This window comes from Flavobacterium sp. ZB4P23 (genome assembly GCF_003970375.1).
Lineage (GTDB): Bacteria > Bacteroidota > Bacteroidia > Flavobacteriales > Flavobacteriaceae > Flavobacterium.
This window is the reverse complement of sequence record NZ_RYDK01000004.1, coordinates 21,681-38,136: the sequence shown is the minus strand read 5'-3', so window position 1 is coordinate 38,136 and position 16,456 is coordinate 21,681. Positions and strand designations below refer to the sequence as shown.

Genomic DNA, 16,456 nt, shown 5'->3' with positions numbered 1-16,456 from the left:
CCCATTTGCAATCAATTGTGTATAAGATATACCATTTAATCTAAAATCACTATGACTTTCGTAAGTAAAATAAGAATTTGTAAACTTATTTATAATTTTATTTTTATTAGTGAATGATGTTTTTATATATTTGTCAGGATTAGAAAATTTATCCCCCTAATGATCAAACAAATAACCCTGCTTACCCTTTTTTTTTGGGTTTTTACCTCATTCTAATGCACAATTCGGTGGTTTTTCGCATGAAATAGGAGTGGTTGTTGGGCCTGTTGCTTTTCAATCTGATTATGGGGAACGAAATGACCTTTCAACAAACTCAGGAAATACAGGTATAGGAATAGGGATTATTCATTATTTGAATTTTTCTTATAAAGCCGACTGTAATTGTTATACCCCGGAAACGTATTTTAACAACCACTTCAAATTAAGAAGTGAGCTATCGTATAATAAAACCCACTTAAAACACTTTGGCGAATGGGTCGCTCCAGAGAAACCCTCACTGGAAGCAGATCAATTGCGCGCAATGACAGGAAGCACTGCTGTTACTAACATTGGAATGCAACTGGAATATTTTCCCTGGAGTATTCGTGATTTCAGTTCCCGAACAGGAAGCTTAGGACCTTTTATAAGCCTGGGAGGTCAGTTTAGTTATTACAATGCAAAAGCTTCGTCCTCACTAGGCCCTTTAGGAACTCCGTTAACTACATTTCCTAAATATCTAACCCCAACTGATGGTCGTCCGTATGGGTTTTCTTCTGAAAGCGGATCTGTCTGGTCCGTGGTATCCAGCGTGGGAACCCGCTATAAATTATCTCCATTATCGGATTTAATGGTCGACTTAAGAATGCAGTATTATTTTTCCAACTGGGTAGATGGTTTAAATCCTAATCCGGAAATTTATAAAGAAAACAAAGCAAACGACTGGCTGGTCTGGTTTAATGTAGGGTATATTTATTATTTGTAATAATAATGGCAATACTTTTACACAACAAACCCCCAACTCTAAATTAGAATTGGGGGTTTGTTTTTATTTTGAAAAAATCTTACGCTAAGGCTTGTTTCAAATCTTCCAGTAAATCTTCGATATCTTCGATTCCTACGCTTAACCGGACTAAATCATCTGTGATACCAACTGCTGCCCGTTTGTCTTCCGGAATTGATGCGTGAGTCATCAAAGCCGGATGATTTGCTAATGACTCTACACCTCCAAGGGATTCTGCAAGGGTAAATACGTTAATTTTTTCTAGAAATGCAATAGCATCTTCTTTTTTACCAGAAACAAAGGTAAACGAGACCATTCCTCCATAACCGCTCATTTGTTTTTTTGCAATTGCATGAAACGGATGGCTTGGCAATCCTGGATAATACACCGTCTTTACTTTTATATGATTGTCTAAAAAATTCGCTACTTTCTCTCCATTCTGACAATGTCTTTCGACACGCAAATGCAACGTTTTTATTCCTCTAAGTACTAAAAAACTATCCATTGGCCCTAATGTAGCTCCAGTTGCAAATTGTTGAAAATGCAATTGTTCCCCAAGCGCCTCCTCTTTTACAATTAAAGCTCCCGCAATTACATCAGAATGACCGCCAAGATATTTCGTCGCCGAATGCATGACAATATCAGCACCTAAGTCTAATGGTTTTTGTAAATAAGGCGTTGCAAAAGTATTGTCAACTGCAAAAAGTATTTTCTTTTCTTTGGTGATTTTAGCAATTTCCTGAATATCTACTAATTTCATCAAAGGATTTGTTGGCGTTTCTACCCAAACTAATTTTGTGTTTTCAGTTATCAATGACTTGAATTTCTCTATGTCATTCATATCCACAAAATGAAATTTTATTCCGGAATCTTTGTAAATACGGGTAAACATGCGATAGGTTCCTCCATATAAATCATCCATTGCTATAATTTCATCCCCTGCTTTGAAAGAACGCAAAACACAATCTGTAGCCGCTAACCCTGAAGAAAAAGCCAATGCTCGGGTTCCGTTTTCTATACTTGCTAATGCATTTTCCAGTGCGGTTCTGGTAGGATTTGCAGCTCTGCTATATTCATAATCCGGATTTATGGGTTGTCCGGGACTTGTTTGTGCAAATGTAGATGTTTGATATACCGGTGGCATAACGGCTCCTGTGCTTGGGTCATGGTGTTGTCCACCGTGAATCACTTTAGTATTAAATTTCATATCTTCTAATTTTAAAATGCTCGATTGTTTTACAAATTTACCGTTTAATTCATTCTTACCAAGCCTCAAGTAGGTACCATAGTATTTAATTATCTATTACAAGATGAAATACATTGTCTTATTTTCACTTATCCTTTTTTCTATCACACGGTGCTCTAATGAATTAGTTTTTGAATACCAGAATTTTGTAACGACAACTACATTACCCTGCAAAAAGCCATGTCCTACAATAAGCTTAAAAATCCCAATTGCTAAAGAAGTCCCAATTGCAGCAGACAGCATTAATAAAAAAGTATTTTCTGTACTGAAGAAAATTATTTATTTTGGCGAAAAGCCATACACTGCATCAAATTACAAGGAACTAACGACTGCTTTTATTGGTTCCTACGAAAAATTCCAAAACGATTTTCCGAATGATACCTTTGGATGGGAAGCTCAGGTTGAAGAAAGCATAAAATACAAATCTGAAAATATTTTAAATTATAAAAGCATGTCTGACCACCAGTCTTTCGGTTTAATTTACTCCAACAGAGGTCTTTTGGAGATCTGATTCTAAAAACACGAAGACAACTTGTTTTACAAATCAAAAATTCAATTAGTCTATAGCTTTAATTCGGGATACCATCAGTGCTATCAGAAATCCAAAAATACCTATAAATGCGAATGAAAATCGCAGACTGGACAACTCAGCGATGTACCCTATAATAGGCGGACCCATCAAAAATCCAAGAAAGCTTACGCTGGAAACTGTGGTTAGGGCTACGCTGGGAGAAACGTTTGGTGTTTTCCCGGCAACACTATATACAGTAGGCACAATAGTAGAAACACCTAGTCCTACAAACATAAAAGCGAGGGTTGCGGGAATAATAAAAGGAAAAAGTACTGCTGTAAAAAGTCCTGCCGAAATCATGATACCACTTATTTGTAAGACTCTTTTTCTTCCAAATTTACGAATCAGTCCATCCCCTAAAAAACGCCCACCTGCCATCATAATCATAAAAGAAGTGTATCCTAAAATCACTAATGGTCCGGGTGCTTTGATAACATCTTTGAAATAAACGCCGCTCCAGTCAAACATAACACCTTCACTGGCCATGCAACAAAAGCCAATGACACCAAGCCAAATTAAACCGCTATCTGGTTTTGAAAACATTTTTTTCTTCTCGACTTGGATCGTTTCTTTGGCTTTGACCAAAAAATTATAATTAAATGCCATCATCAATAGTACTATTCCGGCAACAATCAAAAAATGAACATACGGAGTCAACTCAAATGCCAGCATACCCAATCCTACTAAAGCACCTGTAAATCCGGCAAAACTCCACATCCCATGAAAAGAGGACATAATTGTTTTTTTGAAAAGTACTTCTGTGTAAACACCCTGTGTATTCACGGCTATGTTAGACAAGTTTCCAAAAATTCCAAACACGAATAATCCCAATGACAATTGCCAAGCCGCAACAGCCAAGCCCAAGTTTGTCAAGCTAAAAACATAAAAAAGCAAGGAAAAAATCAAGATCCGATGACTGCCAAAACGAGTGACCAATTTACCGGAAAAAGGCATCACCACCAGTTGTCCTAGTGGCAAAGCAAATAAAATACTCCCTAAATCCCCTTCGCTTAGGTGCAATGCTGTTTTAATATCCGGAATTCGGCTGGCCCAAGTAGCAAAACACAAACCCATACCAAAATAGAACATAGAAACTGCCCAACGAATTCTTTTCAGATACGAAATCTTAGCATCTTTATATGTTTTCTTGAATTTAGCTTTCGTTTTTGACCTTCCTAAAAAGTTTAAATCTATCAAAGTGATTTGTTTTAGAATTTTATTGTGCCAAAATTACAAAAAGCAACGATTGGTTGTGTCAGAGCCACACATTTGATGCAAGCTACAACGTTATTGTTCATAAAAAGTAATTCCCGCGAATTCACTAATTTTCACAAAAGTTTAAAAAAATTAGCGAATTCGCGGTAGATTTTATAGGTCAATTACTTTTTTCTGCGCACTGCTTTGGATTGCCGCTTCAATAATTCGCATAACCTGAACACCCCCTTGTGCCGTAACCGGTTCTATAGATTCATTTGTAATCGAATGATATACGCCGTCAAAAAAGTCATAATAATTCCCTTGAAGCGTAGGTGTGATTTCTTGAACCGTTTTGCCTTTTATTTCCGTGTGTAACAACCCTCTTTTTTCAACTGATTCCGTTCCCCAAACATCCAGATTGGGTTTCATTCCTAATTTTAATTCGTCTTCCTGTACATCGCCACGCGGTTTCAGGAATGACCCTTTTTTTCCATGAATAATATAAGCGGGAATCGCTTCCCGGACAAAAAAACCCGCTTTTAATCGGACACGAAAGTTAGAATAATACAGTAAAATATCGATATAATCATCAACCAAAGAATGTTCCCGTGTGATGCGGATGTCAGCAAAAACAGATTGTGGCAATCCAAACAAGCACAAGGCCTGATCGATTAAATGTGGCCCTAAATCCTTGAGAATTCCAGCACCGGAATTGGCGGTTTCTTTGTGTTGTTTTGGACTCAAAAGCGGATTGTACCGATCAAAATGGATTTCGGCTTCTATAAGATCTCCCAAAACTTTCTCTGAAATGATTTTCTGGACGGTCTTGAAATCACTGTCCCATCGTCTGTTTTGAAAAACGGCCAGTTTCAATCCATTTTCTTTAGCGATAGCAGCTAATTCCTGCGCTTGGGCAACCGTTGTGGTAAATGCTTTCTCGACAATGGCGTGTTTCCCGGCCAACAGCACTTTTTTAGCATATTCGTAATGTGTCTCTACAGGGGTATTGACTACCACCAGATCAAGATCATCCTCTAATAGCTCTTCCATCGTGGCATAACTTTTCACCGAAGGATAATCTTGATGAATCAATTTTTTACTTCGTTCCCAAGAACCAAGCAGCTCAAATCCGGGATGAAATTCTAAAAAAGGAGCATGAAATACTTTTCCGGACATTCCGTAGGAAAGCAAAGCTGTTTTTATTTTTTGCATGGTATTATTTTATATAACATTGATTTATACTTTTTAAAAACAAAACTTAAGTAAGTCGAAAGTTTAAACGTCATAAAGTCAAAAGGAACACTATTGCAAACAGTAGTTTAAAATCAATCTGTTGCGTCATTTTGTCTAATTTTAAAACACGACATTATACAGTGGCTGTTACTTATATGACTTAAGTAGCAAGAAAGATATATTGTCGCAATTATTAAAAAAAATTTTTGCCACAGATTGTAAGGATTAAAAAGATTTTTAAAATTACATAACGAATTAATCTGTGCTAATCTGTGAAATCTGTGGCAAAGAAATTTAGTGCTTTATTAAAATACGACATTAAATTTTAGTCATTACTTATATGTTTCAAAATTTTACTTTTTTGCTCTTTCGTATTGTTTTGGCCATTCGATCTCCGCCTTTAAGTCATGGGCAAATGTCAATCCTAAATTTGGATTTCTCAGGGACTCTCTGGCAAATAACACTAAATCCGCTTTACCTGAAGCAACAATCTCCTCGGCTTGGGCGGCAACAGTGATTAAACCTACGGCGCCAGTCCGGATTCCGGTTTCTTTTTTTATGCTTTCTGCAAAAGGGACTTGGTAATTTGGTCCCAACGGAATTTGTTGGTGCGAAACTAATCCTCCCGAAGAAACATCAATCAAGTCCACTCCTTTTTCTTTTAGTATTTTCGAAAGTTGTACAGATTCCTCAGAATTCCACCCGCCTTCTGCCCAGTCTGTTGCTGAGATTCTAACGAATAAAGGCAAGTTTTCCGGCCACTCAGCTTGAACTGCTACAACGACTTCGAGTGTCAATCGGATTCGGTTTTCGAAACTTCCACCGTATTCATCGGTTCTAAAATTAGACAAAGGCGAAAGAAACTGATGCAACAAATACCCGTGTGCGGCATGGATTTCCATCACTTGAAAACCTGCTTGAAGCGCTCTTTTTGTGGCTGATTTAAAGTCGGAAACTACTTTTTGAATTCCTGTTTGGTCTAATGCAATTGGTATTGCTTCATTGTCATGATAGGCTACAGCACTTGGCGCTACTGGATCCCAACCGTCTTGTATTTTAGCTACTTTTCTACCTCCGTTCCATGGTGATGCGGCGCTGGCTTTTCTTCCGGCATGTGCCAATTGGATTCCGGGAATTGAATTCTGACTGATGATAAATTGATTAATTTGCTGCATTTTTTCGATTTGTTCGTCTTTCCAAAGTCCCAAATCGCCCGGAGAAATCCTGCCTTCTGGAGAAACCGAAGTCGCTTCCTGAATGATTAATCCTGCGCCTCCGCTGGCGCGACTTCCCAGATGCACAAGATGCCAATCATTAGCAAAGCCATCATGAGCAGAATATTGGCACATAGGAGAAATTGCAATTCTATTTTTAAGCGTGATGCTTTTTATTTGGAGTGGAGAAAATAATTGAGATGACATAGTAGTAATTTAAGTATGTAATTAAAATAAAGACAAAGGGAATTTCCTTTTAAAAAAAGTAAAGTTACGAGACAGCAGCGAAACGAGGGACTGAATTTTCATTAATTAACAAACATTTAAAACGGTATGGAACAATTATTGCGAATTAAACAAATAGAAAACCTTACTTTTGTGAGTTGTAAAAGAACTAAAATTAAAAAATGGACATAGTTATCAAGCTTTCTCAATTTTTATTGAGCTTATCATTACTGATTATACTTCACGAATTAGGACATTTCATTCCTGCTAAACTGTTTAAAACCAGAGTCGAAAAATTCTACTTATTTTTTGATGTTAAATATTCCCTTATCAAAAAGAAAATTGGCGAAACTGAATACGGTATCGGGTGGTTGCCTCTTGGCGGTTATGTGAAAATTTCCGGAATGATTGATGAAAGCATGGACAAGGAACAAATGGCCTTGCCTCCGCAACCCTGGGAATTTCGCTCTAAACCGGCTTGGCAACGTTTGATTATTATGTTGGGAGGCGTTACCGTAAATTTTATTTTGGCTTTCATTATATATATCGGAATGGCATTTGCTTATGGCGATATTTTCATAGCAAATGCGGATTTGAAAGATGGTTTATTGATTGAAAATAAAGCGATGCAAAATGTTGGTTTCAAAACCGGTGATCATATTTTATCTGTTGATGGTGAAAAAATTACCCGATTTGACAATGATCTAACCATGAAGGTTATTATGGCAAAACAGATTCTTATTGAAAGAAATGGTGCGGAACAAGCAATCAAAATGCCAAATGACTTTGTAGACCAATTGTCAAAACAGGAAAAAGTACCATTGGTATCGATCCGAATGCCGTATGCAATAACATCTATCTCCGAAGGATCTTTGAACACTGCCCTGCAGCCTAAAGATATTATTACTTCATTAAACGGACAGTCCACAAAATATTTTGACCAAGTAAAATCTGTTTTAGAAAAAAACAAGAATAAAACAATTGCAGCCACTGTTTTAAGAGATGAAAAAGAGATAAAAGTACCTGTTATTGTTTCTAGCAATGGAGAATTAGGGATTACTGTTGGGTCATTAGGAATGGCTTCACTTGAAAAACTGGGCTATTACAAAATTAGCAAACAAGAATTTGGTTTCTTAGAATCTATTCCGGTTGGGATTACTAAAGGAAAAGATCAATTAGTAGGATACGGAAAACAGTTGAAAATGATTTTCAATCCGGAGACTAAAGCCTACAAACAAGTGGGAGGTTTCAAAGCCATCTTCGACATTTTTCCTAATACTTGGAGCTGGGAAGTGTTCTGGAACATCACTGCATTGTTATCCATAATGCTAGGTGTAATGAACTTATTGCCTATTCCGGCACTTGATGGAGGTCACGTTATGTTTTTATTATATGAAATCATCAGTGGTAAAAAACCAAGTGACAAATTCCTAGAGAATGCGCAAATGGTTGGTTTCGTATTACTTATAACACTGTTATTATTTGCTAACGGAAACGACATTTACAAGGCAATTGTAGGGAAGTAAAAAAAATTAAAAAAAAATTTATTTTTGCTTGCAGAAATCAAATTAAGCCCTATATTTGCACCGCTTTACAAGTGAAATAAACTTCATTAATAAGCACACAAAAACGTTCATTTTTTACCAGAATAAAAATATACAGTTTCCTTCTTAGCTCAGTTGGTTAGAGCATCTGACTGTTAATCAGAGGGTCCTTGGTTCGAGCCCAAGAGAGGGAGCTTTTTAAAAAGACTTTACAGCAATGTAAGGTCTTTTTTGTTTTAAAGCGGTAGTGAAAACGGGACTTCATGGGGATTCAGTAGAGAATAGAGATTTTTTGAATTTCGCCAACTTGCCAACTTATTTTGCAAAAAAAGGCAACATATTAGGCATCATCTCTTTTTCTAAAAGGCATCACTTTTTTTATCGTAACCAATTGCATGTCTGACTAAAACAAAAAGTTATGACAACAGACAATTTCAAAATTCTATTTATTGAAGGAAAGAATAGAAAAAACAAGAAGAATCAATCTCCATTATTTTGCCGACTAACCCTAAATGGGAATAGAAAACAGCTTAGCACAGGCATTAATATTGAGTCCGAGCATTGGGATACCAAGAACCAAGTAATTCTAAAATCCCATAAATCTGCAGTTCTATACAACTCTCAGCTTGACAAAATAAAATCCAAGATCAATAGCATCTACATGATTTTACAATTACAGGAAAATCCTTTTTCTATTGAAGACATTCACGACAAATACTTAGGCAAAGAACTAAAGAAAAGTGAATTTATTCTCTCCTACTACAAACAGTATCTCTCCAAAATCGAAAAACTAGTAGGACTAGAAATCAAAGACAATACCTATAACAAGTTCATTTATGTAGGCAACCATTTAGAAGCTTTCCTAAAATGGAAATATAAGAAAACAGATTACCCACTAAAAGAACTAAGTCTGCAGTTTCTAAGTGATTTTGACTACTATTTAAAGACCGAGAAGAAGCAAGAACAAATACGGATACCCAAAAGGCTAAAAATAATAATATCTAAAACACAAAGACCTCTTTTTTATGCCACATAAGGTTTTCAGGCGAGGGGTAATTTTTATTATCATCTGGTAAAAAAATTCTAATTCCACCAAATTGTGAAATTGAAAATGGAGAATCATTTTCCTTAATTGTTGGTGAAATTCTAACAATATAATCCTCGTTAATTGTTATTAATCCTCTATCGTAAGCTCTATGTAAATTTGGCGATAATGAAATACCATTTGGTAAAGTATCATCATTAGAAATATAAAATGGAACCACATGACAAGCGTCAATCATTTGCGCATTTTTAGATGATTCTATTCGCATTCCTGAGATACAACATTGATACTTATAAATTTTAGGAACCTCTCTTTTAAAAATACTTCCTCTAATAAATCTATCTTCTTCAATCTCATCCTCGGATAATTTCTGTAGATTTTCATTCATTAAGCTCTGATATTCTTCTTTTGTATCGTTAACAATTTGCTCTTCTATTATTCTCTCAATATCATACTTACCCAAAATCTCTACTGCTTGATAATTATCTTTTGATGAAGGAAAATAATTATTTAATAAAAAATTCTCAATCATAGTCCTTGATACTGGATTTAACAATAGATTAAATAAATCTCTGTCTATTTCAGCAAAAGCAACATTATTCTTTAGATTTTTAAAACTACCGATACTTTTTATTTTATCGTGGCCATTAGTAAGTCCATTTATAAAAACTAACCGCCAGAATGGTTCACTATTCAAATGAAAAAATGGTAAAGAAAAATTTGGAGTATGGTTTGTTTCTACTAATCGGTTCCAGTTACTCTTAAAAGCTATAACCAGCTCACCAGTAATATATATCCTATTCGTCTGAATATCTCCTTTTTTAATTAACTGTAATACCGACAACAATAAAATTGGTTTATGAGGTGCTTTCCCCATTATTTTATGCGACGCTCGGTTAAGGATCTTAAACTGCTTTATATATTTTTCCAATAATTCTTCAATAATCATACTCGAATAAGTTTTAGTAAAACTATGAATATTTCATTATTAAAACACAAAGTCATAATTATTTTGAATCTCTTTGCTTAAAACAAATAACTTTTATTAAACCATGCTTAAATTGGTTCTATCACACAATATCTAGGGGAGCTTTTTAAAAAGACTTTACAGCAATGTAAGGTCTTTTTTGTTTTAAAGCGGTAGTGAAATCGGGACTTCAGGGTGATTCAGTAGATAAAAGCTAATTCTAGATTTTGCCAAGTTGCTAGGTTCGTTTATAAAAAAAAGGCACCCTATTCGGTACCCATCTAAAATCTCGAGGTACCCATTTTATATTCTGACTTGTCATGCCAATTGTTTAACTCTAAAAAACTGAAACATGAATCAAGAAAAAACTACAATTCTAATGGTGCCTCTTGCCAAAAACCCACCTCCTTTTTTTGAAGAATCCTATCCTGTCTTTACTATAATTTTACGCTAATAGTACATTAATTGTATATCTTTGAATTTCGATCACATGACTTATTATTTACAAATAGGTTCGGGAATAAATAAAGACACTTAATGCTGTTTGAACTTGCGGATTTTAATATCTTTTCTTTCGAATATACATCCAACACCTTTTGTTTATAGTTGCTTCGATTAAGTAAATAGTGTAAAAACGAACTAGAACTGACCTAAAAAAAACCAATACATAACCCTAAATTTAGATTTAATGAAGAAAATTCTTTTCCTCTCTCTCTTTTTTATACTGGCTTGTAAGCCAACTCAAAAAACAGTTATTCCGGCATGGGCCCCTTATGACGAAACCGAAGAACTAGCAAAAAATGCTACCAACGCATCAACAAGAATGCAATACAAATTGATCCAGTCAAAAATTCTGGATAAAAACACTATTTGGGAAAACATAACACAACAGATAGGTGCTTTTTCGGAGGACGATTATCAAAGACTAAAACCTTTAATCTTAGAACAAAACATTCCCACCATTCAATTCCATATTAAATCTGGCAGCCTTAGCTATGAAACACTGACACAGTGGTATTTATACAGAATTGTCAAATATGAAAATGATAAAGATAAGATGCTAAATGCAATTGTAGCTATTAACCCTGAAGCAGTTAATGAAGCACGAAAGAGAGACAAAAACAAATCCAATCACGACCATCCAATTTACGGCATACCAATACTTGTAAAAGACAATACAAACGTAAAGGGCATGCCTACCACCGCAGGAACACATTTGTTACGAAACAATACCGCTGCAGATGCATTTATAATTACCCAAATAAAAGATAAAGGTGCTATTGTTTTAGGTAAAACAAACTTAAGCGAATGGGCTAATTTCCTTTTCCTGACTGGTCCTAATGGCTATAGTGCAGTGGGAGGGCAAACGCTTAATCCCTATGGACGGAAAATATTTGACACTGGTGGTTCGAGCTCAGGAAGTGGTGCTGCGGTAGCCGCCAATTATGCAGCGGCAGCAGTGGGAACTGAAACTTCAGGTTCTATTCTTTCTCCTTCGTGGCAAAATTCAATTATTGGTCTAAAACCAACTACTGGTTTATTGAGCCGAACGGGTATTATTCCAATCTCAAGTACATTAGACACGCCTGGGCCAATGACAAAAAATGTTACTGATAGTGGAATCCTTCTTTCGGCTATGAGTGGAGAAGACAATAATGATCCTGCAACCAAGAACAATCCAAAAAACATAAAGTACCTCGATGATCTAAAGTCGGGAACGCTGCAAGGATTACGATTTGGTGCCATTAAAAACTTTTTAGGAGATTCAATTTATAAGCAGAGTATCAATACCATAATTAAGTTAGGTGGTATAGTCGTTGAATATGATCCAGAACCAATGAACTTCGACGGTTTTGGCACCATACTTAGTGCCGACATGAAAGTTGATCTTCCTAATTATTTGAATAAATATGCATCAAATGAACTTACTATCCGCTCTATTGCTGACATTATAGCGTACAATAAAAATGATTCGATACTAAAAATTCCCTACGGACAAGGACGTTTTGAACAAATGCTAGCCGAAAACACTACTGAAGCAGAATTACTGCAAATAAAGGCCAAAATCAAAAAAGAAGGAGTCAATTTTTTTGAAAAACCGATGGTAAAATACCAACTCGACGCTATCTTATCCATAAACAATAATAACGCCGGTCATGCCGCTGCGGCCAACTACCCTTGCCTTACTATTCCTATGGGCTACAAAACAACGGGAGAGCCATGGGGTCTTACATTTATAGCCAGACCGTATCATGAAGACAGCCTTTTAAAAATGGGATTTGCCTTTGAAAAAGCAACAAAAATTCGAAAATTACCGCAAGACTATAAATAGTTTTAAAAGATTAAAATTAAAAATACCCGCATCTATTAAATCACTTGTACGTTGGCTACAACTTTAATTTAAAGCAAGAAGATGCAAAGCAAAATTGATATTGAAAACCTAATACAGAATCCTGAAATTTCAATGAGATTACTTGAAAACATATAAAAAGTTAATCATCGAATAAATCACCCGAACAAGCCTCAATAGCTATCGGTAGAACCTTTTTAAAAAAGACTTTACAGCAATGTAAGGTCTTTTTTGTTTTAAATTCACAATGAAAGTAAGACCTCACCTAGTTCAAAGATAGAAATAGGAAAATTTGTTGATAACCATTTTAACTTGGTTACAAATCTGTGCTTCCATGCAACGCCGTTTAACAACTACAATTACTACTAAATTAATTCTTATATTTGATAAATAACTAGGTATGTGTTTTTCCAATATGCAGTGTTTAAAACTAAAAATGGCAAATCCTTATTGAAGTTTAAAATTTAATAACCACTAACCAATCTATTAAAACCTATGAACCAAACTTATTTTAAAAGAATTAACTTTAGTATCGTTCTTGTCTTTTTTATAACACTTTCCACTAGCTTAGGCTATGCTCAAAAAAAGAATGTAAAAAACAAAACAACTTCAAATTTTGTCTCAGATAGCGTATTTAATGCGCTTAAATGGAGAAATATCGGACCTTTTCGATCGGGAAGATCACTTGCGGTAGCAGGACATGCCAACCACCCTTTGACGTATTATTTTGGTGCAACAGGAGGTGGCGTTTGGAAAACAATTGATGGAGGAAATGAGTGGTTTCCTATTTCTGATAGTATTTTTAAATCATCTGCTGTAGGTGCAATTACAGTTGCCCCATCTGATGCAAATGTGGTATATGTAGGAATGGGCGAAGCAGATATGAGATCCAATATCTCTTTTGGTGACGGAATGTATAAATCTGTAAACGGCGGAAAAACTTGGTCAAAATCTGGCCTCGATAAAGCGGATGCAATCGCTAATATTGAAGTACACCCTTCTGATGCTAACATCGTTTTTGTTGCAGCAATGGGAAATCCTTTTAAATCTAATCCGGAACGCGGTGTTTACCGATCAAAAGATGGTGGAAAAACATGGCAATTAGTTCTTTCTAAAGATGAAAAAACGGGCGCCATGTGTGTTCGTATCGATCCTACCAATCCTAGAATTGTTTACGCAACGCTTTGGGAAGGGTATCGTAACGGTCATTCTATGTCATCAGGAGGAAAAGGATCTGGAATGTACAAATCTATTGATGGCGGTGATACTTGGAAATCGCTTAACGAAAAACCAGGAATGCCAATTGGAATCCTCGGAAAAATAGGAATCGCTGTGTCTCCAATAAATTCGAATCGCTTGTATGCTTTGATCGAAAATACAAAAGGCGGACTGTATCGATCTGACGATGCAGGCGAGCACTGGGAATTGATTAATGAAGATAAAAATCTTTGGCAAAGACCATGGTATTACATGAATTTACAAACCGATCCTAAAAACGAAAATGGATTAATTGTATTAAATGTAGATGCTTGGAAAACTAGCGATGGCGGTAAAAGCTTTAAAAAAATAAATGTCCGACACGGAGATACGCATGATGTATGGATTAATCCTTTAAACCCAGATAACTTTATAATTGGCGATGATGGCGGTGGCGAAGTTACCTTTAATGGTGGGGAAACCTTCACGGAATTAGACACACCAACCGCTCAATTTTATCATGTATCAGTAGACAATGAATTCCCGTATAATATCTACGGAGCTCAACAGGACAATTCTTCCATTCGGATTGCTTCTAGAACTAGTGGCAATAGTATAGGTCCTGAATCTTGGTACGCCGTTGCGGGTGGCGAAGCAGGATACATCGAGGCAGATCCAACGAATGCTGACATTACATACGGTGGCGAGTACGACGGTCAATTGAGTTCTTACAACAAAAAAACAGGCCAAGGAAAAGATATCTCTCCGTATCCAGAATCGAATATTGGGGCTCCTTCTAGTGCTAAAAAATACCGTTTTCAATGGACGTACCCAATTGTTTTTTCGCCTCACAACCCAAAAAGAATGTATGTTACCTCTCAGGTAGTACACGTGACGGAAGATCAAGGTCATTCATTTGAAATTATAAGTCCTGATTTATCCCGAAATGATCCAAAAACTACAGGAGAAACGGGCGGACCAATAACTAAGGATCAAACAGGAGCGGAAGTATACGCTACCATATTCACCCTCTCAGAATCACCGCTAGAAAAAGGGGTAATTTGGACCGGATCTGATGACGGTTTAGTACATATCACTAAAAACAATGGAGCAAAATGGGAGAATATCTCATTACCAACAACAGTATTGCCTGACTTTTCTTTGATTAGTATGATTCACACTTCAGAACACGAAAAAGGAAAAGCATATTTAACAGCCAATAAATACATGTACGGCGATCGTACACCGTATATGTTCAAAACGGTTGATTATGGAAAAAGTTGGACTAAAATAACCAATGGAATTCCATCTGATGAATATTGCAGAGTATTGCGTGAAGATCCTAACAAACCTGGATTACTGTTTGCTGGAACTGAGCGAGGCGTTTATGTTTCTTTCAACGATGGAGATTCTTGGCAAAAACTAAACTTGAATTTACCGGTTACTCCTATTAGAGATTTACAAATTCAAAAAAGAGAAAAGGATTTAATCGTTGCAACCCACGGCCGATCTTTTTGGGTATTAGATGATATTACACCGCTTTATGAAATAAAAGACAAAACAGTAAAAGGAGACAAACACCTTTTCAAACCGCGTCCTGCTTATAGAATGCAAGGCGGACAAAGCGATGACATGAGTTCAGGAACTAATGCCCCAAATGGAGTAATTGTACGTTACTTTTTCAAAAAGAAACCTTCAACTGAGATAAGATTACAGTTTCTAACACTCAAAGGAGATACGATAAATACCTACTCTTCAACCAAAGACATGAAGGGTGAACCCATGAAAATTTCCAAGGAATTTTATCAAGATCCAAAAAAAGAGCAAGCGGGTTTCATCACCGCAAAAGCAGGTATGAATTCATTTGTATGGAACATGCGCTATCCAAATGCAACTGCAGTTGACGGAACTAATGTAATGTGGGCAGGATCTGGTATTGGCGCAAAAGTAGTACCGGGATCTTATATTGTTCGGTTAATTGAAGACAAAACCATTATTGCAGAGTCAGCTGTTGAAATCAAACTTGATCCTCGAATGACCACGAGTGATGCTGATTTAAAAGAGCAATTTGACTTGCACCAAAAAGTAAATAAAAAAGTCAATGAAGCTCATCTCGCGATTAACCAACTGCGAAAAATACGCACGCAAATTAATGGATACATAGCAACTGTAAAAGATACTGTGGCAGTCAATCAAATGAAAAAAATGACGAAATCGACTCTGGAAAATTTGGATAAAATTGAGTCATCATTAATGCAGCCAAAAGCTAAAGCACCACAAGATGTGTTAGCTTTCCCAATTCAATTGAACGATAAAATGGCTGGATTAGGATCCAATATTTCGTCATCGGAATCAAAACCAACCCGAAATGCTTATGTTGTTTATGAAGATTTAGCTATGAAAATAGATGCCGAACTCCAGAAAATAAAAGATATCGTGGATAACGATGTCAAGAAATTTAATGCTTTTGTAATGAAACAGCAAATTCCTGCCATTATTTTAGATAAGGAAATAAAATAATTAGATCGTATCAATCTTGTCAAATGGAGCGCAGTCGAGATTTAACTGCTAATCTGTCCCGAGGGGCGAGCCCAAGAGAGGAGCTTTTTAAAAAGACTTTACAGCAATGTAAGGTCTTTTTTGTTTTAAGGCTTTAGTGAAAGCCGGGCTTCATGGTGATTAATGAGA

The 16,456-nt window shown here is 36.1% G+C and carries 11 protein-coding genes and 1 tRNA gene; 7 read left to right on the top strand and 5 right to left on the bottom strand.

From position 1 onward, the window contains the following. The first annotated feature begins 250 nt into the window (after positions 1 to 250). Entirely contained in the window at positions 251 to 961 is a 711-nt protein-coding gene (locus EKL99_RS07685) for a glutamate dehydrogenase (RefSeq protein WP_231507403.1), read from the top strand. 79 nt (positions 962 to 1,040) lie between these two features. On the opposite strand, the gene EKL99_RS07680 is transcribed toward EKL99_RS07685, so the two are convergent. Beyond that, the gene (locus tag EKL99_RS07680) at positions 1,041 to 2,186 is read right to left on the bottom strand and encodes a cystathionine gamma-synthase (RefSeq protein ID WP_126576702.1); all 1,146 of its coding nucleotides are present in this window, start codon (positions 2,184 to 2,186) and stop codon (positions 1,041 to 1,043) included. 103 nt (positions 2,187 to 2,289) lie between these two features. On the opposite strand from EKL99_RS07680, the gene EKL99_RS07675 reads away from it, so the two are divergent. Beyond that, entirely contained in the window at positions 2,290 to 2,736 is a 447-nt protein-coding gene (locus tag EKL99_RS07675) for a hypothetical protein (protein ID WP_126576701.1), read from the top strand. A gap of 45 nt (positions 2,737 to 2,781) precedes the next feature. Here EKL99_RS07675 and EKL99_RS07670 read toward each other — a convergent pair whose 3' ends face one another. From EKL99_RS07670 to EKL99_RS07660, 3 genes are all read right to left on the bottom strand, one after another. Beyond that, complete coding sequence (locus EKL99_RS07670; protein WP_126452111.1) at positions 2,782 to 3,993, bottom strand: MFS transporter; 1,212 nt, start codon at positions 3,991 to 3,993, stop codon at positions 2,782 to 2,784. A gap of 171 nt (positions 3,994 to 4,164) precedes the next feature. Further along, on the bottom strand, positions 4,165 to 5,205 hold the full coding sequence (locus tag EKL99_RS07665; protein WP_126576700.1) for a Gfo/Idh/MocA family oxidoreductase: 1,041 nt from the start codon (positions 5,203 to 5,205) through the stop codon (positions 4,165 to 4,167). A gap of 374 nt (positions 5,206 to 5,579) precedes the next feature. Next, positions 5,580 to 6,647: an NADH:flavin oxidoreductase/NADH oxidase gene (locus EKL99_RS07660; RefSeq protein WP_126576699.1), complete on the bottom strand. Its 1,068-nt coding sequence runs from the start codon at positions 6,645 to 6,647 to the stop codon at positions 5,580 to 5,582. Between the two features lie 200 nt (positions 6,648 to 6,847). Here EKL99_RS07660 and rseP point away from each other — a divergent pair, with 200 nt between their 5' ends. The 3 genes from rseP to EKL99_RS07645 all read left to right on the top strand — a co-directional run bounded on the left by rseP (position 6,848) and on the right by EKL99_RS07645 (position 9,245). Then, positions 6,848 to 8,191 (top strand): RIP metalloprotease RseP, encoded by a 1,344-nt coding sequence (gene rseP, locus EKL99_RS07655; RefSeq protein WP_126515356.1) that lies wholly within the window; start codon positions 6,848 to 6,850, stop codon positions 8,189 to 8,191. A 138-nt stretch (positions 8,192 to 8,329) separates the two neighbouring features. Continuing rightward, positions 8,330 to 8,403, top strand: a tRNA-Asn gene (locus EKL99_RS07650). A 224-nt stretch (positions 8,404 to 8,627) separates the two neighbouring features. Next, entirely contained in the window at positions 8,628 to 9,245 is a 618-nt protein-coding gene (locus EKL99_RS07645; RefSeq protein ID WP_126576698.1) for a phage integrase SAM-like domain-containing protein, read from the top strand. Here EKL99_RS07645 and EKL99_RS07640 read toward each other — a convergent pair. Beyond that, entirely contained in the window at positions 9,211 to 10,203 is a 993-nt protein-coding gene (locus EKL99_RS07640) for an HNH endonuclease (protein ID WP_231507402.1), read from the bottom strand. The genes EKL99_RS07645 and EKL99_RS07640 overlap by 35 nt on opposite strands. 706 nt (positions 10,204 to 10,909) lie before the next feature. On the opposite strand from EKL99_RS07640, the gene EKL99_RS07635 reads away from it, so the two are divergent. Further along, positions 10,910 to 12,553: an amidase family protein gene (locus EKL99_RS07635; RefSeq protein ID WP_126576697.1), complete on the top strand. Its 1,644-nt coding sequence runs from the start codon at positions 10,910 to 10,912 to the stop codon at positions 12,551 to 12,553. 513 nt (positions 12,554 to 13,066) lie between these two features. After that, on the top strand, positions 13,067 to 16,288 hold the full coding sequence (locus EKL99_RS07630) for a glycosyl hydrolase (RefSeq protein WP_126576696.1): 3,222 nt from the start codon (positions 13,067 to 13,069) through the stop codon (positions 16,286 to 16,288). Positions 16,289 to 16,456 lie beyond the last annotated feature (168 nt).

Bases quoted from the DNA above. Each gene is read 5' to 3' on its own strand.
- EKL99_RS07680 (WP_126576702.1), bottom strand. From the start codon at position 2,186: ATGAAATTTAATACTAAAGTGATTCACGGTGGACAACACCATGACCCA.
- EKL99_RS07675 (WP_126576701.1), top strand. From the start codon at position 2,290: ATGAAATACATTGTCTTATTTTCACTTATCCTTTTTTCTATCACACGG.
- EKL99_RS07665 (WP_126576700.1), bottom strand. From the start codon at position 5,205: ATGCAAAAAATAAAAACAGCTTTGCTTTCCTACGGAATGTCCGGAAAA.
- EKL99_RS07660 (WP_126576699.1), bottom strand. From the start codon at position 6,647: ATGTCATCTCAATTATTTTCTCCACTCCAAATAAAAAGCATCACGCTT.
- rseP (WP_126515356.1), top strand. From the start codon at position 6,848: ATGGACATAGTTATCAAGCTTTCTCAATTTTTATTGAGCTTATCATTA.
- EKL99_RS07645 (WP_126576698.1), top strand. From the start codon at position 8,628: ATGACAACAGACAATTTCAAAATTCTATTTATTGAAGGAAAGAATAGA.
- EKL99_RS07640 (WP_231507402.1), bottom strand. From the start codon at position 10,203: ATGATTATTGAAGAATTATTGGAAAAATATATAAAGCAGTTTAAGATC.
- EKL99_RS07635 (WP_126576697.1), top strand. From the start codon at position 10,910: ATGAAGAAAATTCTTTTCCTCTCTCTCTTTTTTATACTGGCTTGTAAG.
- EKL99_RS07630 (WP_126576696.1), top strand. From the start codon at position 13,067: ATGAACCAAACTTATTTTAAAAGAATTAACTTTAGTATCGTTCTTGTC.